Here is a 20489-nt window from a genome sequence, read left to right on the forward strand (position 1 = left end):
AGCTCGCTGTGGACGCTCACTGGTAGAGACGCCCTAGTGGGTCGAACACGACTCGGGAACCTTCCCCGAGTAGCTCGCCCCCGATCACCCTTGGCGCTCTGCTAGCCGCGACCACCACGGTCACGCCGGCCATACCCGCCACGGGCGTCAGATCCACGGGGCCGCGACCGCAGAATCGAAGAGTGTTCAACTGTGGCAGTTCACGGATCCAGGGGTCCAATACCACGGACTGGCGATCGTGAAGGATATCGATTTTGTTGAGCAGAGGGAGATTGCCCAGTATTTTTGTGAAGTTGCGATCTTTTGTATGTTCTAGATCAATTGCTATCTCTTGCAATGCCCGCAATTCGTTGATGATGGCTGGGGATCCGGGTGGCGTGTTTTGAATAGTAAGGTTGGCGAGGCTGAGGGATTGGCTGAGTAGCCCTTCGATATTTGTCAACCCTAGACAGCTCAAAAGGGTGATTCCTCTGATGCGATTCGGTGCTGAATTAAGGTAAGTGAGATCTTCTATTTGCTTCTGGAGTCGAAGGGTGAGTTTGACTTCGCTTTTTTTCTGGGGAAGTAGTTCCTTGAGGGGAAGGTTTGGAATGTGGACGTCGAAGAGAAGATATTCCAGTTCTTTGAGGAGTGGTAGTAGATGTAGGTCTGAAGTTTTGTCGGGATGGCTGAGGTGTAGAATCTCGATGGGGTTTTCTGTGAAGTGTTTGATGTGACTGATCGAAGAGTCTCCGACGTTGAAAAGTCCTACTAGTCCTCGTGATTCACTGAGGGGGCTCAGGTCGATTTTGTGCCAGGGTTTGTCCCTTTCTGGTATGAGGTGGACGCTTGTCAGTTGCTGCATTTTAGCGAGAGGTTTGAGGTCGTCGCCATTTGAGCCCTGGACGGAGGCGTGGCGGGCATGGGGTGAGTTTTGGGCTAGTAAGTGAAGGTGTCTAGCCGCAACCTGGATGGAATGGGCGTAAGGTGAAGAATTTTCGTTGAGGACCACGCGGGCCAGCTCGGCTGATGCTCCTCTATGCCAAGCGTTGTGCAGAGAATCAAACACTGCCCGACCCCGGAAATTCAGGCACTGGCCGATGATCGGGACCGATGCGGGACCGCCGATCAGTGATGCGGCCTCGATGGTCTTCGCTGCCTGTCTCGCGTTCTTCGGTGGACTTTTCGCGAGCAGGGGCAGTGCGGATTCACCGACCATCCCCAGTGCGTGAACGTGCTCCTTCATCCGAGGCGGCAGGATGCTCCGGACCCGTTCCTCCACTTCCTCACGCAGGCGCTCGGCCAACTGTGGTGAGGTCTCCAGGCAGGCGAAGGCGACCAACAACAGCCGGTCGTGGTGCTTCTTCACCTGGTCGGCGCGGTCCAGCAGCCCAGTGACCAGCTCCTCCCTCTGCGTCGGGGTGGCGTGTCCGGCGGCCATCACCACCACCTCGTGCCACTGGTCGTCATGGGCCTTGCTGACCAGGAGCGGAAAGCTGTCGTCCTCCACGATCGCCTTCGCGGCCAGGTACTCCTCGAAGGTGCGGTGGAGAAAGCTCACCCGGTCGACGGTCGGGCACTGGAGCAGCCCGCTACGGACGACAAGATGGGTGAAGACCTCCTCCGGTTCCTCCTCGACCCGGTGCATGGTCCGCAAAACCCTGGAGACCTGGCGCTGTGCGGTCGCTCGCGGTGCGTCCGAACTGCCGTTGATGATCAGCCATTTGGCGAGTTCCTGGAGCAGCAGCACCAGTTCACCTCGGGACAGCTCCACCCCCGCGATCCCGCGCTGGTGGTCGCGGTCCTTCAGGAGCATCGCCAGGGCGGCCTCGTACACCTCCATCCGGTCTCTGGGCAGGGACGTGTGCCGATCTCGGTGCAGTGCGCACAGCAGCGCGCACAGCAGGGGCGTCGCGGCGATCGCGCGCAGGTGCCGCTGTCCCAGGACCTTGCGCGTGAGCTCGTTCTCGTAGGTGTTCAGGAGTTCCAGTTCGGTGTCGTCCGCGACCTCGCTGCGCACCGCCTCGTGCCAGTGGTGGATGAAGGAACTGACGTCCTCGTCGGTGAGCGGTTGGAGTTCGGCGCTGACGAACCCGTCCGCCTCCAGCCAGGACTCCTGGGCCGCCCCGGGCCTGGTGGTGACCACGTACCGGCACTCGGGGAAGTCGGTCATGAGCTCCCGCAGCCAGCGCCGGGCCGCCTCTCTCTGTGCCTGGGGGAGTTCGTCCACCCCGTCGACCAGGACGATTCCTCTGCCCTCGGCGAGTACACGGTTCGCCCAGCCCTCCGGGGCCTGGTCCGCCAGGTGGCGGCCGGTGTGCCGGACGAAGTCGGCGGGCTCGGGCAGCTTCTCGCCCACGTACTGGCGGAGCGGAACCATGAAGGGGATCAGCCCGTTCCAGGCGGACATCGCCTCGGGGAAGTCGCCCCGGCAGGCGCGCACCCCCACCCAGCGCATCAGGGTGGTCTTGCCGGTACCGGCCGGTCCGCGCAGGAAGGTGCGTCGGGTGTGGGCCAGAGCCTGTTCCACCCGTAGGTGACCGGTGTGCACGGTGTCGGCCCACAGAACGTCCTGCTCTCGGTCCTCCTGCTCCCAGGACACCCGCAGGCTCAGGTACGCCAGGGTCAGCGGGTACCTCTGGGTCCGCGCGTCCGTGCCGAACAGCTCCAGGACGTCCCACCGCTCGGCGGCCGTCCTGCGGTACGCGGTCACGAAGGCTGCCTCGGCGTCCTCCTCCCGGCCCTTCCCCTTCCGCTCCTCCGCCTCCGGGATGCGGTCCAGCAGTTCGTCCAGCTTGCCCAGCACCAGGCTCTCCCGGCGCAGCAGTTCGCTGAACGCCCCGGCCTGGAAGTGCGGCAGCGTCCTCAGGGTGGCCATCACGTAGGCGCAGGACTCCGGCAGCACCCGGTCGTAGAGGGCGACCGCCTGCCCGCCGAGGTCCCTGGTGGCACCCGGAGCCCCGGCCCGCACGTACCGCTCCAGGTACAGGGGGTCGAGGTCCTGTTCGAACAGGACGCGGTCGGTCAGTCCGGCCCGCTCGAAGGAGTCCGCGACGGCCAGTACCGCCGCCTCGCGCTCGTTCTCGGCCAGCCCCTGGAACTCGTGGTCGAGGTAGCCGACCACCCGGTCGGCGATGCTCTCCTCGATCTCCGCGAACCTGCGCTCCAGCTTGCGCTGGTCGCGTCTTCCGGTGACCCTCTCCTGGACCAGGTCCACCACGGTGGTCGCGGTGTTCTCCGCGATCGGGTTGCCGATCCAGAGGCCACAGGCGGCCTTGACTACCGAGACACCCAGCTTGAGCGCGGCTTCGTACACGTGCGGACTCCGGGGGGTTGGAGGGAACGGGGGCAGGATCCACACTAGGACGCGAAGGGCCGGTCCGGGCGTTCTCCACAGCCCGAACCGGCCTTCCGTCCGAAGACGGCCTCCCGTGCTCCGCCTGCCTGCTACCTACTGCCTACAGGCTCTCGGTGGTGAACTCCACCGGCTCCGGGTCGAAGCCGTCGGGACCGCCACGGAACAGCGCGTATCCCGCGTCGCCCTCCGGCATGGCCGGGTGCGCGGTGCTCAGCAGCAGGTCGGGGTGACCGTCACCGTCGTAGTCGGCCAGCGAGTGCGGGAGGTGGGCCCCGAGGTCGCCGCGCTCCGGGACCGGGAGTGCGGTCGCCCGCTCGCCGGTCAGCCCGTCGGGGCCACCGAACAGCAGGGTGGCGGCCTCGTAGGAGTGGAACGGGCCGGTCATGGCCACCGCGTCGTCGTAGCCGTCGCCGTCGACGTCACCCACCAGGAGTCCGTTGCCGAACCCGTCCCCGTCCTCGGCGTCGCCGGGAACGCCCTCGCTGTCGAGGGTGAGACGGGACGGTTCGGCGTCCAGGAAGCCGTCCCCGCCCGCGTAGGAGTCCACGTACCCCGGGTGCAGTTCGTCCTCGTATCCGGGTTCGTTGTTGGGGATGCCGCTGACCCCGACGAGCAGGTCGGGATGGGCGTCGCCGTCGAAGTCGCCGTTCGCGTACGCGTGGTTCAGCGCGGTGTCACCGAGGACCTCCTGCGCGGGGCCGTCCGGGCCGGAGCGGAGCACCAGGTGGGGCGCGGGGGACTCGTCGCGGTTGCGGACCAGCAGCAGGTCCAGGGCCGCGTCGCCGTCCGCGTCGATGACGTCGAGCTGCGCGTCCCCGGCGTCCTCGGGCAGGGCCACCTCGCCGCTCTCGGCGGGGGAGCCGTCCCGTTCGAAGGGCCCCTGGTGGAAGGCGGCCTCGTACTCGTCGATCGGGCTGCCCTGGAGGTGGTCCAGGGCGGTGACGTCGGTGTGGCCGTCGCCGTCGAAGTCACCGACGACCAGGGACACCGCGTACATGTCGCTCGGGTCGTCCTTCTCCAGCCAGGGCAGCGGCACGGCCTCCCCGGTGGGGCCCTCGGGCCCGCCCCACACCACGTAGCCGCTCCCGGCGTCCACGAGCAGGTCGGTGTGGCCGTCGCCGTCGAGGTCACCGGTGCCCAGGACGGTGAGGAGCTCGCCGTCGTCGGGCAGGCCGAGGTCCGCGCGGGTCAGCGTGACGGAGCGGTCGGGGGACAGGCCGTCCGTTCCGCCGAGCAGCACCCCCACGTAGGGCTGGCCGGTCTCCGCGTCTCCGGAGCGTCCGGTGATCGGCACGTCCGGGAACCCGTCGCCGTTGACGTCGTTCGCCGCGGGGGTCGTGCTGCTGGTGTTCTCCACTTCGTCGAGGTCGGTGCTCGGCGCGCCGCAGGCCGTGGCCAGCAGCACGAGCGCCGCACTCAGGGGGACGGTGGTTCGGTGAAGGATGGGGATCTCCCTGGGGTGAGGGGGACGGGAATCCGTCCGGTCGTGGGCAGTACGGACCTCGGACCGTTCACCGGTTCAGGGGCGTGGTCCCGGGACGCTCCGGGGCCGTTCTGGTACACCCTTCCGTGTACTCGTCGGTCGATAAGTTCTCCGTGAGGACCGCGCGCGTGCGTCGGACGGCCGTCGTTCGGCCGCCGTAGGGGCCTGCCCGGACCCCCGGGTCCCTGCCTCCCCTCACGCGATCGGCGCCGCGAACCGGTACGACGACGGAAGGGCCGGGGCGGCGTGTGCCGTCCCGGCCCTTCCCGACGCGGGGGAGAGGCCCCCGCCCACTGCTGCCCGCTACTTGGTCACCTTGGCGGAGATGCTGTCCAGGTCGTCGTGACTGGTCTCGCGGCTGACGATCAGCGCGCCCAGGGTGATGGTGCCGACCAGGACCAGGTAGCCGCCGACCCAGGCCAGTCCGAAGGTCCCCGCGAGCCAGGTCGCGATGTAGGGCGCGAACGAGGCGCCCAGCAGGCTGGCGAGGTTGTAGGCGGCCGAGGCGCCGGTGTAGCGCACCTTGGTCGGGAACAGCTCCGGCAGCACCGCCGCCATCGGGCCGAAGGTCAGACCCATCAGGGACAGGCCGATGATCAGGAAGGCCATCACCCCGACGGTCCCGCCGCTGCCCATGAGCGGACCCATGGCGAAGCCGAACGCGATGATCGTGCACGTGACCGTGATCAGGACGGGCCTGCGGCCGAACCGGTCCGCGAGCAGTCCGGAGATCGGTGTGAACAGCGCGAAGAACAGGACACCGATGAGCAGGAAGACCAGGAAGTCGGTGCGTTCGTACCCCAGTCCGGTCTCCGCGTCCGTGCCGAAGCCCAGGGAGAAGACCGTCATGAGGTAGAAGAGCACGTAGGTCGCCAGCATGATGAGCGTGCCGATGACCACGGCTGGCCAGTTGTGGCGGAAGACCTCGACGATGGGGGTCTTGACGCGTTCCCCGGAGGCGATGACCTTGGCGAAGGCGGGCGTCTCGTGGAGGGTGAGCCGCACCCACAGGCCGACGATGATCAGCACGGTGGAGAGCAGGAACGGAATGCGCCAGCCGAAGGCGAGGAAGTCCTCGTCCGACATGGCCTGGCTCAGGATGAGGAAGACGCCGTTGGCCAGGAAGAAGCCGATCGGCGCGCCCAGCTGCGGGAACGTGCCGTAGAAGCCGCGCTTGCCGGGGGGTGCGTTCTCGGTGGCCAGCAGCGCCGCACCGCCCCACTCGCCGCCCAGGCCCAGGCCCTGGCCGAACCGGCACAGCGCCAGCAGCAGCGGCGCGGCCACGCCGATCTGCGCGTAGGTCGGCAGCAGGCCGATCGCGATGGTCGCGATACCCATGGTCAACAGGGAGGCCACCAGGGTCGCCTTGCGGCCGATCCGGTCCCCGAAGTGGCCGAACAGCCAGGATCCGATCGGGCGGGCCACGAAGGCGATGGCGAAGGTCGCCAGCGACTGGAGGCGCGCCGCCATCAGGTCGCCCTCGGGGAAGAACAGGTAGGGGAAGACCAGGACCGCGGCGGTCGCGTAGATGTAGAAGTCGTAGAACTCGATGGACGTGCCCACAAGGCTCGCCGTGAGGACCTTCCGCTTCGGGTTGGTCGGTGGCGCCGCCGTCTCGGCTTGTGGCCGTTCCGGCGCCGGGTTGTCTTCGGCGACGTCCTTCATGAGGAGTTTCTTTCCAGGTCAGTGCGGGTCGATGGAGGGATGTTAGCCGCGGTGGACGCCATATGGAACTTTTGTCTCAACATTTGGACGCTGGGGGCGAGGGTCGACGTTCCGCCACGCGAGCGGACACATCGGGATCAACCGCCCTGACGGCCCTCCGGTCCTCCCGGTGATCCGCCTCACCGGTCGCGGTGTCACGTTCTGGGACGCGGGTTCCGTCATGTGGGTCGAAGTAGCGAGGAGGAGACCCTTGACCCACCGGATCCTGGTGCTCGCGCTCGGGTCCCGCCTCCGGGCGGCGAGGTCCTCCCAGGGGACCGGCTCGCGGGAGGGGTCAGCGCGCGGAGTAGCGGTCCCGCGACCCCAGCCTCGGGACACCGCTCACCCGCACGACCCGGGTGCAGTGGTCCCGCAGGGTCTTCACGAGTTCGCCGTTGGGCCGGTCGCTGCGCTCGACCCACTCCTGGGCGGCGCTCACGCTCGCGCCGCCGGCCATCTGGCGGCGGCGCAGACGTCGCTCGCGGACCCGGTCCTCGGCCTCCACGTACCAGAGCTCCGCGAACAGCCCGCGCACCCCGGCCCACGGTTCCTCGTCGCTGGCGAGGTAGTTGCCCTCGGTCACGACCAGCCGCGTGCGGGGCCCGATCACGTGCTGGGCGGCGATGGGCTCGTGCAGTCTGCGGTCGTAGTCGGGGACGTACACCGGGTTGTCGGTCTCGGCCAGGAGCCGACGCACCATCGCCAGGTAGCCGAACGCGTCGAAGGTGTCCGGCGCCCCCTTCCGGTCCCGGCGGCCGATTCGGTCCAGCTGGGCGTTGGACAGGTGGAAGCCGTCCATGGGCAGGTACCCGGCGGTGCCCGCCCCCGCCTGCTCGTCGACCGCGTGCACCAGGTAGCGCGCCAGGGTGGACTTGCCCGCGGCGGGGGCGCCGGTCAGTCCGAGGATCACACGTGCGGGACCCACGGGTGGGTCCTCGGGGACGAGGGCGAGCACGTCGGTGACGAGGGAAGCGAGCATGGCCTCCAGCCTAGACCCACTCGTCGTAGGAGATTCGGAGTCGCCTCGCACGTGAAGGGGGATCCCGGACCCCGGGCCCGTGAGGGACCGGGGTCCGGGGCCCGCGCTCAGGCCCGCCTGGCGGTGGCGGGGACCGTCACGGCGCGTGCCCGACGTGGGCGAGTGCCTGGCGTACCAGGACGCCCTGGCCGCCCGGCATCTCCTCCCGCACCTGCGGGCTGGTGGCCTCCTCGGGGGTGAACCACACCAGGTCGAGGGCGTCCTGGCGGGGCTGGCAGTCACCGCTCACCGGTACCACGTAGGCCATGGCCACCGCGTGCTGGCGGGGGTCGTGGAACGGAGTGACACCGGGCGTGGGGAAGTACTCCGCGACGGTGAACGGCTGCGGTGAACTGGGGATGCGCGGCAGGGCGACCGGCCCCAGATCCTTCTCCAGATGGCGCAGGAGCGCGTCCCGCACCCGCTCGTGGTAGAGAACCCGCCCGGAGACCACCGAACGGTTGAAGCTGCCGTCGGGGTCGGCGCGCATCAGTAGTCCCACGTGGGTCACCGACCCGGACTCGTCCACCCGAACGGGCACCGCCTGGACGTAGAGCACGGGCATGCTGGCGCGGACGCTCTCCAGCTCCTCGGAGGAGAACCATCCGGGCTGGGTGTCAGCGGTTTCGGTCATCGGGGTCGCGGTCGCCGCACTGCCCGGGGGCAGCCGCGTGCCGCTCCCTCCCTTCGCTCTCTTCGTGTCCATGAGGGCGGTCGGGGGCCCGTTCCCCAGGGGGAACGGAGCCACCGGCCGACACACGGGTGTCCAAGTACCGCTTTTACCGCACGAAGGCGAGGAAAGCACGGTGCGGGGGTCGGATCGGGAGTGTCCGAGAGAAAGGAATGGGGGTCCTGTGGAACCGGGGCCCGCGCGACGACGCGGTCAAACCCGGGAGTCGGTGACACCGGGGTGACGGTGGGGTCATATCAGCGAGATTCCGGTGGATTTTCTCATGGAAACCCTCCCAGAAGATCCCTGAAGAGGTTACGATCTCGTACGCGGTTGCGTAGTGGAAAGGTTACGTCCGGTGAGAGGTGGCCCGAGTGGCGAAGGATGGCCCGTTCTCGGCCCAGGAACGTTTTCCCTGCACGGGAGTGACGGTGGTGCGCGTCCACGGTGAGGTGGACCTGGCCACCGCCGAACACCTTCGGGAGCGGCTGCTCCAGGCCGCGGAGGCCTCACGGTGCGACTGTCTGGTCGTGGACATGTCCGGCCTCGGCTTCTTCGACGCCAGTGGAGTGCGCGCCCTGGTCGCCGTCTACCAGGTCCTGACCGGGCAGGGCAGACACGTGGTCCTGGCCGAACCCGCGCCCATCGCCGAACGGGTGCTGGCGGCCCTCGGGATGCGGCGGCTCTTCGAGGTCTACCCCATGGTGGAGATGGCGCTCACCCACACCAGCGGCCTGCGCGTCGACGGCGAACCCATCTTCGACAACCCCGTGCCCTGAACCGCCGAGCACCGGGCGCGACCGTGCCCGGAATCCGGCACGTGAGCGGAGACGACCGTGTCCCGGCGCCCCGGGGAAGTGGGGCACCGGGCCACGGTCCCGTACGGTGGCGGCGGATCCGCGCCGCGTGCCGCTAGGGCAGCACGGAGGTCGCGGCCCCGTGCTCCCCGCCGTCGCCCTCCGTGCGCACCAGGAAGGGCGCCAGAAGATCGGGAACGGCCTCGTCGGCCCAGCCCAGGCCCTGGCCCAGACCCACGTCCAGGGCCGCGTACATCCCCTCGCCGGAGGCAGTGGTCGCCGCCACGTCGGCCAGACCGAGACGACGCTGGAACGGCGACCGCGTGACCCGCCAGCCGATCACCGCGTCCCGCTCCAACGTGACGGTGTCACGGGAGGCCATCCCCTTGCGCACCACCAGGTACTCCGGGTGCAGGCCGTGGCCGAGGCCCCGGTACGAACCGACCGCGTACCAGAACGCCACCGCCGCGAACAGTAGCGCCACCGCGAACCAGCCCCAGCCGGGGGTGGCCTCCACGGCCGGGGTCGCCAGCGAGAACGGCAGGAACTGTTCCTCCGCCGTCCGCAGGACGTCCCACCACGCCTCGGTGGCCACCTGGTGGAGCCAGGCGAGTCCGCCGGCCAGGGCCAGCGCCACCAGTGAACACACCGTCGCCCGAGTGAACCGGCGGCGCAGGGCAGCCCTCGGGTGGCGGGCCAGCGGCACGTCCAACGCCGAGGAAGGCCCCTTCATCAGGGCGGCGCCCAGCTCACGCGCCCGTTTCCTTGGCATGGCCGGGGACAGGCGGCTCTTGGCCTCCGACTTCTCCGCGTCACCGGCGGCCAGCCCCGTGGCCACCGCGCGCACGGAGGCACCCCCCACGGTCCTCAGGACGAACGGCTCGTGCAGCACCACGCCGTTGAGGCGTCGGCCCTCCACTGACAGCGAGACACTGGTCAGCAGGCCCCTCCGCAGCCGCACCGTACCGTCGGACTCGCGGACGAGCCGGTAGTCCCACCAGGTCTCCACGGCGATCAGGAGCAGGACCGCCACCCCCGACACCAGCAGCGCCAGCAGCACGCCGGGGACGACCAGCAGCAGTCGCGCCATCACGAAGCTGGACATCGCCTCCGCGCTGGGCAGGTCGGCCCGTTCCGAGATCCACCTCCACCCGTGGCCTCCGCTCTGGGCGTTGATGCCGACCAGCGCGGCGATCACACCGAGACCGATGCCGAAGGTGGCCGAGGTGGCGGGGGCGTAGGCGAACCAGCGCGGGTTCAGCCGGGCCAGTTCCGTCTCCTCCCCGTCCGGAGCCTCCTCCGAGCCGCTCCCGGAGCCCTCGGGGACGCCCGCCGAGCCCGCGCCGGGCGCGGTGCGGCGCAGCAGTTCCCGGCGGAGCCGTTCCCCCTGGTCCGCGGTCACGTACTCCAGCTTGAGCTGGTCGCCGCCGCCGGAACCGGCGGACTCGCCCGTGCCGACGGTCACCGAGCACAGGCCGAAGATCCGGGTGTAGAGGGGAGCGGCCACGTCCACGGTGCGCACGCGCTCACGCGGGATGGAACGGTAGGCCTTGGCGATGACGCCCGAACGCATCTCCATACGCTCGGCGGTGACCCGGTAGCGCACGGCGCGCAGCCGCAGCATCTCCAGGTAGGTCAACAGGGCCACGAAGGCCAGGGTGGCCGGGACCGGTACCAGCGCCCACCACGGCAGTCCCACGACGAGCAGGACGACGGTGCCCACGACGGCCGCGGGGACCAGGAACACGGAGACGATGACCGCCGAGGCCCACACGCTGAGCGGGCTCAGGCCCTCCCAGCCGTCCTCGGCGCCCTCCGTGACGGGTGTGGCGCCCTCCACGGGCGGTTGGGCGGGCGCCGGTCCCGGTCCGTCGTGGGCGTGCTCCACGGGAGGGGTCTCCTCGGGGCGGTGGTCGTCATGGGAGGTCATGTCGCGTCCCCCGGAATCGCCTGGGTGCTGTCGGTGAGCTGGTCGGCCACCCGGGTCGCCAGTTCGTGGTCCAGGCCGCTGATCTCGATCGGCCCGGCGGCCGAGGCGGTCGTGACGGTCACGCTCGACAGCCCGAAGGCCCTCTGGAGCGGGCCGCGTGCGGTGTCCACGGTCTGGACGCGGGACATCGGGGCCACCCGCCACTCCTGCCAGATCCACCCGCTGGAGGTGTAGACGGCGGTGTCGGTGACCTCCCAGCGGTGCACCCGGAACCGCCACTGCGGCATGACGATCGTGACCAGCAGCCCGATCCCGCCGACGACCCCGGCGGCGACCAGGAACCAGAAGCGCACCGGCTCCCAGATCAGCGCCGGAACGACCGCGATGACGGTGAGCGTCACCGTCACCGCGAGGGAGCGGGTCGTCCACCACCAGACGGCGCGCCGGTCCACGCGGTGGTGCGGCGGTCGCAGGCGCAGAGCGTCGGTGCTCATCGCGTCCACGTCTCCTCTCAGTCAGGGCCCCGGGGGAGGCCGTCCATTAAAAGTGATATCACAATGCTATGCTCGAGTCATCACACGAGGAACGCACCACGAAGGAAGGGAAGGTCGACGGATGAGCGAGACGTCCAGTGTCGTCAGGCCAGCACCGCAGTACCGGGAACGTGAGGCCTTCGGGTCCGGCGGCATCCCCATGTTCGTCGTCTCGGTCGTGCTGTTCCTCGGCGGAGCCGGGATCGCCGCCCTGCCCCTCCTCGGCCTGCACGGGTCACTGATCGCCGTCGGCGTCGTGATCGCCGCCGTGGGCGTCGTCCTGGCCATCGGCCTGACGATGGTCGCGCCCAACGAGGCCCAGGTCGTCCAGTTCTTCGGCCGTTACGTCGGGACCATCCGCACCGACGGCCTGCGCTGGGTCAACCCGCTGACGGTGCGCAACGCGATCTCCACGCGCATCCGCAACCACGAGACCTCCGTCATGAAGGTCAACGACGCCTCGGGCAGCCCCATCGAGATCGCCGCCGTCGTCGTCTGGCAGGTGGAGGACACCGCGCGCGCCTCCTTCGAGGTGGACGACTTCATCCAGTTCGTCTCCACCCAGACCGAGGCCGCGGTCCGGCACATCGCGGGCAAGTACCCCTACGACTCCTACGGCGAGGACGCCGTCCCCTCACTGCGTGACAGCGCCGACGCCATCACCGAGCAGCTGTCCAAGGAGGTCGCCGAACGGGTCGACGCGGCGGGCGTGAAGATCGTGGAGTCCCGGTTCACCCACCTGGCCTACGCCCCGGAGATCGCCCAGGCCATGCTCCAGCGCCAGCAGGCCAGCGCCATGATCGCCGCCCGCGCCGAGATCGTGGAGGGCGCCGTCACCCTGGTCGACCGCGCTCTGGAACGCCTGTCGGACGAGGACGTCGTGGACCTGGACGAGGAGCGCAAGGCGGCCATGGTCAGCAACCTGCTCGTGGTCCTCTGCTCGGACCGCCCCGCCAGCCCCGTCGTGAACACCGGGACCCTCTACCAGTAGATCCGGGTGAGGTGCCGTGCCCGAGCGCAAGAAGGTGCTGCTGCGGCTCGACCCCGCCGTCCACGACGCGCTCGCGCGCTGGGCCGGGAACGAGCTCCGCAGCACCAACGCCCAGATCGAGTTCCTCCTGCGCCGCGCCCTGGACGAGGCGGGCCGGATGCCCAGGGAGGCCAAGGACATCCCCCGCAGGGGGCGCCCGCGCAAGGGTGCCTCCGACCCCGAGGTCCCCGAGGGTCCGAAGGATCCGGAAACGGGGACGGAGCGGACATGACGGAGCCGGGTGCCCGACGGGCACCCGGCTCCTCTGTTGTCGTGGGGCGGGCGTCTAGGCGTCGTTCTCCGGCTTCTCCGTCTCCTGCTCCGCGCGCGTCTCATCCGCCTCCTTCGGTCCTCCCACGTGTTCCCGCCAGTCTCCGTCCAGGCGCAGCAGCCACTGCGGTGCGATGCGCACGGGGAACGGCAGGTCGGTGTCGAGCACGTCCTTCCCGAAGGCCGCCGCCACCTCCGTGTACTCACCGTCCTTGAGCTGCAACTCGATGATGCTCGGGTCGTCCGGGTCGGGGGTGATCAGCCAGTACGAGGGGATCCCGAAGGCGGCGTACTCGTGCTTCTTGGTGTGGTGGTCCCGCAGGACGCTCTCCGGGGACACCACCTCCACCGCGAGGAGCGGAGGCCGGGTCGTGTACGGCATCTGGAAATCCTCGTTGCGGATCACGGCGACGTCGGGGATGCGGTGCCGTGTCCGCTGTGCGTTGAGGGTGATGCCGGGGCCGTCCATGATCATGAGACCCGTGGGAGCGCAGTTGCTGAGGTGCGCCGTCAGGCGGCCGGTGACCAGTGTGTGAAAGCTGGCGGGGGCGGGGGACACGTCAAGCCTCCCGTCGACCAGCTCGTACCGCCGTCCATCGTCCGGCGTGCGTTGCAGGTCGTCCACAGTGAGCCGTGTCGGTTCCAGGTCCGTGTCGCCGGTAGTCATGACACTCATGATGCCTCCTTGGTCGCATGGAGACCAGCGTGTCGGAACCCTCGGTCACTCAGGGCGGGAATCGCCAGATTCGCGAGTAAGTGACCACATCATTCGCTTCTCCGGTGTGCCCGGAAAGGAACGGAGGGGGTGGGTACGGCTCGCCGCGCCCACCCCCTCCGTTCCGACCTAGCCCAGGGCGGCTGCGGCGGCTCTGCCCGCCGTGCGGCCGGAGAAGAGGCAGCCCCCCAGGAAGGTGCCCTCCAGGGACCGGTAGCCGTGCACGCCGCCGCCGCCGAACCCCGCCACCTCACCGGCCGCGTACACCCCCGGCAGCGGCGTGCCGTCTCCCCGGAGCACGCGGGCGTCCAGGTCGGTGTGCAGGCCGCCGAGGGTCTTGCGGGTGAGGACGTGCAGGCGCACCGCGATCAGCGGTCCGGCCTTGGGATCGAGGATCTGGTGCGGTCTGGCCACGCGGGCGAGCCGGTCCCCGCGGTAGTTGCGGGCGCCGTGGATCGCCATGACCTGGAGGTCCTTGGTGAAGGTGTTGACCATCTCCCGGTCGCGGGCCACCACCTCGCGGGTCACCGTCGCAGCGTCGAGGACGTCGTCGCCCGCGACCTCCCGCATCTTCCGGATCAGCTCGGGCAGCCGGTCCGCGACCACGAAGTCGGCCCCGTTCTGCTTGAAGGCCTCCACCGGGCCCGGGGCTCCGGGGAGCACCCGCTGGAGGACCAGCTTGACGTCCCTGCCGGTCAGGTCGGGGTTCTGCTCGGAGCCCGAGAGCCCGAACTCCTTCTCGATGATCTTCTGCGACAGCACGAACCACGTGTACTCGTGGCCGCTCCGCATGATGTGGTCCAGCGTGCCCAGCGTGTCGAACCCGGGGAAGTACGGGGCGGGCAGCCGTCGGCCGGTCGCGTCCAGCCACAGCGACGACGGTCCGGGCAGGATGCGGATGCCGTGACCCGCCCAGACCGGGTCCCAGTTCTGGATGCCCTCCGTGTAGTGCCACATCCGGTCCCGGTTGATGATCTCGCCGCCCGCCTCCTCGGTGATGCCGAGCATGCGCCCGTCCACGTGGGCGGGCACCCCCGACAGCATGTGCCGGGGCGCGGTGCCCAGCCGCTCCGGCCAGTTCCGGCGCACGAGGTCGTGGTTGGCGCCGATCCCCCCGGCGGTCACGATGACGGCCTGTGCGCCGATCTCGAACTCGCCGACGGAGTCGCGGCTGCTGGCCCGTCCCCGCGCGACGTCGCTGGGGGCCAGCACCGCGCCGCGCACTCCGGTGACGGTTCCGTCGGTCACGACCAGTTCGTCCACCCGGTGACGGAAGCGCAGGGAGACCAGGCCGCGCTCGGCGGCGGCGCGGACCCGGCGCTCGAAGGGCTCGACCACGCCCGGTCCGGTGCCCCAGGTGATGTGGAAACGCGGTACCGAGTTGCCGTGCCCGTCCGCGAGGTAGCCGCCGCGCTCAGCCCAGCCCACCAGCGGGAACACCTTGAGACCCTGCTGGCGCAGCCACGAGTACTTCTCCCCGGCGGCGAAGTCCACGTAGGCCTCGGCCCATCTGCGGGGCCACGCGTCCTCGGGGCGGTCGAAGGCGGCGGTCCCCATCCAGTCCTGGAGGGCCAGCTCCTTGGAGTCCCGGATGCCCATGCGCCGCTGTTCGGGGGAGTCGACGAAGAACAGTCCGCCGAACGACCAGTGGGCCTGTCCGCCGAGCGACTGCTCGGGCTCCTGGTCGAGCAGGATCACCCGCTTCCCGGCGTCGGCCAGTTCCGCCGTGGCGGCCAGTCCGGCCAGTCCCGCCCCCACGACGACGACGTCGGCCTGGTCGACTCCGGTACTCATACGGTTCTCCTTGGGGGGTCGTCCGTGCCCCCGGGGGGCACGGAGTGCGTGATGGTGTCGACTGTGCACCGGCGGGGGTCGTGCGACAAGATGGGTGTGTGTCCGCCGCCACATCCTTTGTCAGGCGGTGACAAACCCAGGTGTGACAAAAGGGGATTGTTCGGACAGAATCTCGCTGTCGCGCACCCGTGGTTCGCTCCCTCGGACCGTCGCGGTTCACCGCGCGACCTCCCGAGAAGGTGCCCCCGTGTACTTCCAGCCCCCGACCCTCGACCCCGGCCCGGTGGCCACCGTCGTGGCCCTCGTGCTGCTCGCCCACTGCGTGGTCTCGCCCCCGCTGGCCCGTTCCCGGGCCGCCGCGCGGTGTCGACGCGGCACGGGGCCGCACACCACCCATCACGCCGAGAGCCTCCGTACCGGGGCCTGGTTCCTCCTCTTCGAACTCCTCCTGGTGATGGCCTTCGTGGGCACCGCCGACGGGGTGTCCGTCGCGGACCTCGGCTGGTCGGCTCCGGCCCCCGGGGACCTCCCCGAACCGGTCCTCGCCCTGGCGGGAACGGTGCTCGTGGGCGGTTTCCTGGCCCACCTCCTGACCCTGGCCCGGTCGAACGGCGCGCTGCTGCGCCGCGTCCGCTCCGGGAGGCCCCTGCCCGAGGAGGACTGGTACCGCGTCCTCCGACTCCCCGGCGACCGGCGCGGGTTCAGGGCCCTGGCGGTCGGCCGCGCCCTGGTGGTGCTGTCCGACGTCCTCGTGGTCTACACGGTGCTCCTGCCGATGATGACGCTGGCCTTCGACTCCGTGCCGTTCGTCGTGACGGTCCTGACCCTGCTCCTCGGCTGGCGGCACGTGGGCGGCGGCGGTGAGACGCTCTGGACGCAGACACTGCTGGCCCTGCTCGGCCTGCTCCTCTACACACTGGTCCTGCCCGGGTCCGTGTGGGGGCCCGTGCTGGTCGGGGCGGCCCACTGGGCGGTCGTTCTGGCCACCCAGCGGGCCCTGGTCGGGCTACCGGTGCCCGGCCGGGCCCGCCCCCTGCCCGAGGTCCGGGTGACCATGCTGGACGCCGACGGGAAGCCGGTCGAGCGCCCCGGAGGACGAGCGCCCGGCCGCTGACCCCGAGGGCACCCGCCCCCTCCGGGGCCGGAGTCCCCCCGGTCAGGAGCCGAAGCGGATCAGGGACCGCCCGCCCCGCCCCCGGCGCATGCGCTCGAAGGCCTCGGGGACGCCCTCCAGCGGGATCTCGTCGGTGACCATGGCGGCCAGACGCAGGTCACCGGAGCGCACCGGCTCCGCGAGCAGCGGGATGTCCCGGGCCGGGTCGGAGGACCCGTACACGCAGCCCTGGAGCGTGCGCGCCTGGTGGAACAGCTCCAGGGCGCTGAAGGCCACCTCGTCCTGGTGGGAACCCACACCCACCACCGTCACGGTCCCGCCCCGGCGGGTCGAGTTCCACGCGGTGCGCACCACCTCGGACCGGCCCACCACCTCGAAGGCGTGGTCGACCCCGCGCCCGGAGGTGAGCGCCCGGACGGCGCGGTGGGTGTCCGAGCCGGAGACCAGGTAGTCGGTGGCGCCCAGCGAGCGGGCCAACTCCTCCTTCTCCGGGGAGACGTCCACCGCGATCAGGGGGTCCGCCCCGGCGATCCGGGCCGCCTGGAGGAGTGACAGGCCCACGCCGCCCATGCCCAGGACCAGCGCGGACTGGCCCGGCCGCACCTTCGCGGCGTTGTTCACCGCGCCCCAGCCGGTGAGCACGGCGCAGCCCAGCACCGCGGCGACCGCCGGGTCCACGCCCTCCGGCAGCGGCACCAGGGCGCTGACCGGCACCACCGTGGCCTCGGCGAAGGCCCCCGTGTTGAGTCCGGGGTAGACGGGTGTGCCGTCGGTGAGCGCGGCGTAGGGGGAGAGCGTCCCGTCCAGGGCGCGCTCGCACAGGTGGGGTTCGCCCTGCTCGCAGAACCAGCAGACCCGGCAGGCCGGTGCCCAGTTCAGGATCACCTGCTGGCCCGGCACGACCCCGGTCACCCCGGGGCCGACCGCCTCGACGGTGCCCGCGCCCTCGTGGCCGAGCACGGCGGGCCAGGTCTGCGGCAGCGTTCCGTCGGACAGCGAGAGGTCGGAGTGGCACACGCCCGCCGCGACCATCCGGACCCGCGCCTGGCCGGGGCCCGGGTCGGGCAGGACGACGTCGCGGATCTCGGGGGAGGCGTCGGTGGCGAGGAAGACGGCGGCCCTGACGGTCGTACTCATGGTGAGCTCTCCAATCGCGGAAGTCCCGTGACCCTAGCAATACCGGCCGGTCGGTCTCCTGCGCGGGTGTGCTCACCGAGGGCCGTGTCGCCCCTCGGGAGAAGGGCCCGCCCGCTTTGTGGAAAGCCTGTGTTGGCGGGGCTTCGGGGCGGGTATCTCCCTTCTGTCAGCCGGAGAGCACGGTGTGGTCGGGGCTCGGAGCAGCGCGCGCCACCCCACCTCCGGTACGCCTCGACGGGGAGGTTCCATGGCTCGACCCGACGGCCCCGTGGCCGCGCTCCCACGACGGCACTACCTGATGTGCCGCCCCACCTACTTCGCGGTGGAGTACGCGATCAACCCCTGGATGGATCCGGCCGCCGGGGTGGACCGCCCCCGCGCCATCCGCCAGTGGGAGGGCCTGCGGGACCTCTACCGCTCCCTCGGCCACCGGGTCAGCGAGATCGCGCCGATCGAGGGTCTGCCCGACATGGTCTTCGCCGCCAACGGCGCCCTGGTCGTGAACGGACGCGTCTACGGCGCCCGGTTCGCCAGCGCCGAGCGCACCCCCGAGGGACCGGCCTACCTGGACTGGTTCCGCCAGGAGGGTTACACCGAGACCCTGGAGCCCAAGCACGTGAACGAGGGCGAGGGCGACTTCATCACCCTCGACGACGTCATCCTCGCCGCCACCGGGTTCCGCACCGAGGCCGCCGCGCACCAGGAGGCCGAGCGCCTGCTGGGCCGCCCGGTCGTCACGCTGCAGCTGGTCGACCCGCGCTTCTACCACCTGGACACCGCGCTGTTCGCCCTGTCGGGCGACCGGATCGCCTACTACCCCGGCGCCTTCTCCGAGGGCAGTCTCCGAGTGCTGCGCTCGCTCTTCCCGAACGCCCTCATCGCCACGGAGGAGGACGCCTCGGTCCTCGGGCTCAACGCCGTCTGCGACGGCCGTGACGTCGTCATCGCCGCCGAGGCCGTCGGGCTCGCGGACCGCCTGCGGGCGGAGGGCCTCACGGTCCACCCGGTGGAGCTCGACGAGCTGCGCAAGGCCGGGGGAGGGGCCAAGTGCTGCACCCTCGAACTGAGGGACGCGCCCACGCCCTGACCTCGCCCGGGGACAGGCACCGGGCGGGCGCACCGCTCCCGCGCGGCGCCCGCCCCCGGCCGCACCGCTGTGGGATGCGCCACGTGCCCGCCCCGGCGGGCCCGGGGCCGTGCGGGTGCCGCACAGGTCACGACCACGTCGTACCTCCCTGCCGAGGGCGGGCCGGGCGACCCCGGACCAACGACCCACGGTCGTGACCACCGACCCCCTTAGGCTCGGTTCACGTGACGACCAAACAACGCAGACTTCCGCGCGGTGTCCGGGAACAGCAGCTGATCGACGCCGCCGTCTCCGTGTTCTCACGCGGTGACTACCGCACGGTCAGCGTGGACGAGATCGCGGCGGCCGCCGGGACCTCCAAACCGACGGTGTACCACCACCTGGGCTCCAAGGAACGCATCTTCGTCGCCTGCGTACGCCGGGAGATGGAGCGGTTGGTCGAGGCGGTCCGGTCCGCCGTCCACGACCCCCACGCGCCCAGGGACGAGGATCCGCTGCGCCGGGGGATCCAGGCCTTCTTCACCTTCGTCGTGGACCACCGTGAGAGCTGGACGGTCCTCTACCGACGCGCGGCCGTCCAGGGAGAGCCCTTCGCGGGTGAGACCGCCCGGATGCGCGACCGCGTCACCGCCGAGGTGGCCGAGCTCATCACCTCCTGCACCCAGAGCGACTACGGCACGCTCGAACCCCGCGACGCCCAGCTGCTCGCCCGCGTCGCGGTGAGCACGGCCGACGCCTTCGCCGACTGGCTGCTGGACCACCCCGACGAGACGCCCGACACCATGGCCGGGCACGTCACCGCGCTCACCTGGTCGCACCTGAGCGCACGCCGCCCCGCCAGCTCCTGAACGGGGAGGCCACCGCCGCCGGGCGGCGACGGCCGGGCCCGTCCTAGCTCTCGGACCTGCGCTGGTGGTTCAGGGCCAGCAGGCCGACCAGGTCGTAGGCCACGTGCGAGGCGGCCGTCGAGGTGATCTGGGCGTGGTCGTAGGCCGGGGCCACCTCGACCACGTCGGCGCCGACCAGGTTCAGGTCGGCCAGCCCGCGCAGGATCTCCAGGAGCTCACGGCTGGTCAGACCGCCGGCCTCGGGGGTCCCGGTGCCGGGGGCGTGCGCGGGGTCCAGGACGTCGATGTCCACGGACACGTACAGCGGGCGGTTCCCGATCCGCTGGCGCAGGGCGTCGGAGACCTCGTCCACGCCCTTGCGCATGACGTCGGCCGCGGTGACGATCCCGAACCCGAACCGGCGGTCCTCCTCCAGGTCGCGCTTGCCGTACAGCGGCCCCCGCGTGCCCACGTGCGCGATCGCCTCCGTGTCGAGGACGCCCTCCTCCACGGCACGGCGGAACGGGGTGCCGTGGGTGTAGGGCTCACCGAAGTAGGTGTCCCAGGTGTCCAGGTGGGCGTCGAAGTGCAGCAGGGCGATCGGACCGTGCTTCCGGTACAGCGAACGCAGCAGCGGCAGCGCGATGGTGTGGTCGCCGCCCAGCGTGACCAGCCGGGTCCCGGCGTCGACGAACGCGGAGGCGCCCTGGTCCAGGGTCTCCACCGCGTCTCCGATGGAGAACGGGTTCACGGCGATGTCCCCGCCGTCCACCACCTGGAGGCGCTCGAAGGGGGCCACGTCCAGGCCCGGGTTGTACGGACGCAGCAGGCGGCTGGCCTCGCGGATCGCGGACGGCCCGAAGCGAGCGCCGGGCCGGTACGACACACCGGTGTCGAAGGGGACCCCCACGACGGCCACGTCGGCGTGGTCGACCTGGTCGAGACGGGGCAGCCGGGCGAAGGTCGCCGGGCCCGCGAAGCGGGGGACGAGGCTGGAGTCGGTGGGTCCGATCGGGCTGTTCATCTGGTCCGTTCCTGTCGTG

At 70.5% G+C, this 20489-nt stretch carries 17 protein-coding genes; 6 read left to right on the plus strand and 11 right to left on the minus strand.

The genetic code is table 11. The features are described from left to right. Positions 1-16: 16 nt before the first annotated feature. From ACRWK8_RS09050 to ACRWK8_RS09070, 5 genes are all read right to left on the minus strand, one after another. Positions 17-3295 carry an NACHT domain-containing protein gene (locus tag ACRWK8_RS09050; protein ID WP_431869551.1) on the minus strand — a complete coding sequence of 1093 codons (3279 nt, stop codon included), beginning with the start codon at positions 3293-3295 and terminating at the stop codon, positions 17-19. Positions 3296-3437: 142 nt separating this feature from the next. Beyond that, positions 3438-4742, minus strand: a complete 1305-nt coding sequence (locus ACRWK8_RS09055; RefSeq protein ID WP_431869553.1) for an FG-GAP repeat domain-containing protein — start codon at positions 4740-4742, stop codon at positions 3438-3440. 381 nt (positions 4743-5123) lie between these two features. Next, positions 5124-6485 carry an MFS transporter gene (locus ACRWK8_RS09060; RefSeq protein ID WP_431869555.1) on the minus strand — a complete coding sequence of 454 codons (1362 nt, stop codon included), beginning with the start codon at positions 6483-6485 and terminating at the stop codon, positions 5124-5126. 334 nt (positions 6486-6819) lie between these two features. Further along, positions 6820-7503 (minus strand): nucleoside/nucleotide kinase family protein, encoded by a 684-nt coding sequence (locus tag ACRWK8_RS09065; RefSeq protein ID WP_431869557.1) that lies wholly within the window; start codon positions 7501-7503, stop codon positions 6820-6822. A gap of 136 nt (positions 7504-7639) precedes the next feature. Then, positions 7640-8176 carry an NUDIX hydrolase family protein gene (locus ACRWK8_RS09070; protein WP_378736464.1) on the minus strand — a complete coding sequence of 179 codons (537 nt, stop codon included), beginning with the start codon at positions 8174-8176 and terminating at the stop codon, positions 7640-7642. A 461-nt stretch (positions 8177-8637) separates the two neighbouring features. On the opposite strand from ACRWK8_RS09070, the gene ACRWK8_RS09075 reads away from it, so the two are divergent. Beyond that, positions 8638-8991: an STAS domain-containing protein gene (locus ACRWK8_RS09075; RefSeq protein ID WP_378736935.1), complete on the plus strand. Its 354-nt coding sequence runs from the start codon at positions 8638-8640 to the stop codon at positions 8989-8991. 133 nt (positions 8992-9124) lie between these two features. Here the strand turns inward: ACRWK8_RS09075 and ACRWK8_RS09080 are convergent, their stop codons facing one another. Continuing rightward, a complete protein-coding gene (locus tag ACRWK8_RS09080; protein ID WP_431869559.1) occupies positions 9125-10939 on the minus strand; it encodes a PH domain-containing protein in 1815 nt (604 codons plus the stop codon). Further along, positions 10936-11433, minus strand: coding sequence for a PH domain-containing protein (locus ACRWK8_RS09085; RefSeq protein WP_378736459.1), 498 nt, complete (start codon positions 11431-11433; stop codon positions 10936-10938). Before ACRWK8_RS09085 ends, ACRWK8_RS09080 begins: the two co-directional genes overlap by 4 nt. A gap of 121 nt (positions 11434-11554) precedes the next feature. Here ACRWK8_RS09085 and ACRWK8_RS09090 point away from each other — a divergent pair, with 121 nt between their 5' ends. Together ACRWK8_RS09090 and ACRWK8_RS09095 are read left to right on the plus strand one after the other, a co-directional pair. Further along, positions 11555-12463: an SPFH domain-containing protein gene (locus ACRWK8_RS09090; protein ID WP_378736457.1), complete on the plus strand. Its 909-nt coding sequence runs from the start codon at positions 11555-11557 to the stop codon at positions 12461-12463. A gap of 16 nt (positions 12464-12479) precedes the next feature. Beyond that, positions 12480-12734, plus strand: a complete 255-nt coding sequence (locus tag ACRWK8_RS09095) for a type II toxin-antitoxin system antitoxin (protein ID WP_378736455.1) — start codon at positions 12480-12482, stop codon at positions 12732-12734. 54 nt (positions 12735-12788) lie between these two features. Here the strand turns inward: ACRWK8_RS09095 and ACRWK8_RS09100 are convergent, their stop codons facing one another. After that, complete coding sequence (locus ACRWK8_RS09100; protein ID WP_378736453.1) at positions 12789-13448, minus strand: Uma2 family endonuclease; 660 nt, start codon at positions 13446-13448, stop codon at positions 12789-12791. Between the two features lie 168 nt (positions 13449-13616). After that, the gene (locus tag ACRWK8_RS09105; protein ID WP_431869562.1) at positions 13617-15281 is read right to left on the minus strand and encodes an FAD-binding dehydrogenase; all 1665 of its coding nucleotides are present in this window, start codon (positions 15279-15281) and stop codon (positions 13617-13619) included. 247 nt (positions 15282-15528) lie between these two features. Here ACRWK8_RS09105 and ACRWK8_RS09110 point away from each other — a divergent pair, with 247 nt between their 5' ends. Further along, positions 15529-16395, plus strand: a complete 867-nt coding sequence (locus ACRWK8_RS09110; RefSeq protein WP_431869564.1) for a hypothetical protein — start codon at positions 15529-15531, stop codon at positions 16393-16395. A gap of 42 nt (positions 16396-16437) precedes the next feature. Here ACRWK8_RS09110 and ACRWK8_RS09115 read toward each other — a convergent pair whose 3' ends face one another. Continuing rightward, positions 16438-17532 carry a zinc-binding dehydrogenase gene (locus ACRWK8_RS09115; RefSeq protein ID WP_378736447.1) on the minus strand — a complete coding sequence of 365 codons (1095 nt, stop codon included), beginning with the start codon at positions 17530-17532 and terminating at the stop codon, positions 16438-16440. 247 nt (positions 17533-17779) lie between these two features. Here ACRWK8_RS09115 and ddaH point away from each other — a divergent pair, with 247 nt between their 5' ends. Both ddaH and ACRWK8_RS09125 read left to right on the plus strand, forming a co-directional pair. Then, positions 17780-18619, plus strand: coding sequence for a dimethylargininase (gene ddaH, locus ACRWK8_RS09120; RefSeq protein WP_378736445.1), 840 nt, complete (start codon positions 17780-17782; stop codon positions 18617-18619). Positions 18620-18843: 224 nt separating this feature from the next. After that, on the plus strand, positions 18844-19467 hold the full coding sequence (locus ACRWK8_RS09125) for a TetR/AcrR family transcriptional regulator (protein WP_378736443.1): 624 nt from the start codon (positions 18844-18846) through the stop codon (positions 19465-19467). Positions 19468-19510: 43 nt separating this feature from the next. Here the strand turns inward: ACRWK8_RS09125 and speB are convergent, their stop codons facing one another. Continuing rightward, positions 19511-20470, minus strand: a complete 960-nt coding sequence (gene speB, locus ACRWK8_RS09130) for an agmatinase (RefSeq protein ID WP_431869567.1) — start codon at positions 20468-20470, stop codon at positions 19511-19513. Positions 20471-20489: the final 19 nt, after the last annotated feature.

Origin of the sequence: Nocardiopsis eucommiae, from assembly GCF_965344335.1 — a bacterium.
Taxonomy (GTDB): domain Bacteria; phylum Actinomycetota; class Actinomycetes; order Streptosporangiales; family Streptosporangiaceae; genus Nocardiopsis; species Nocardiopsis eucommiae.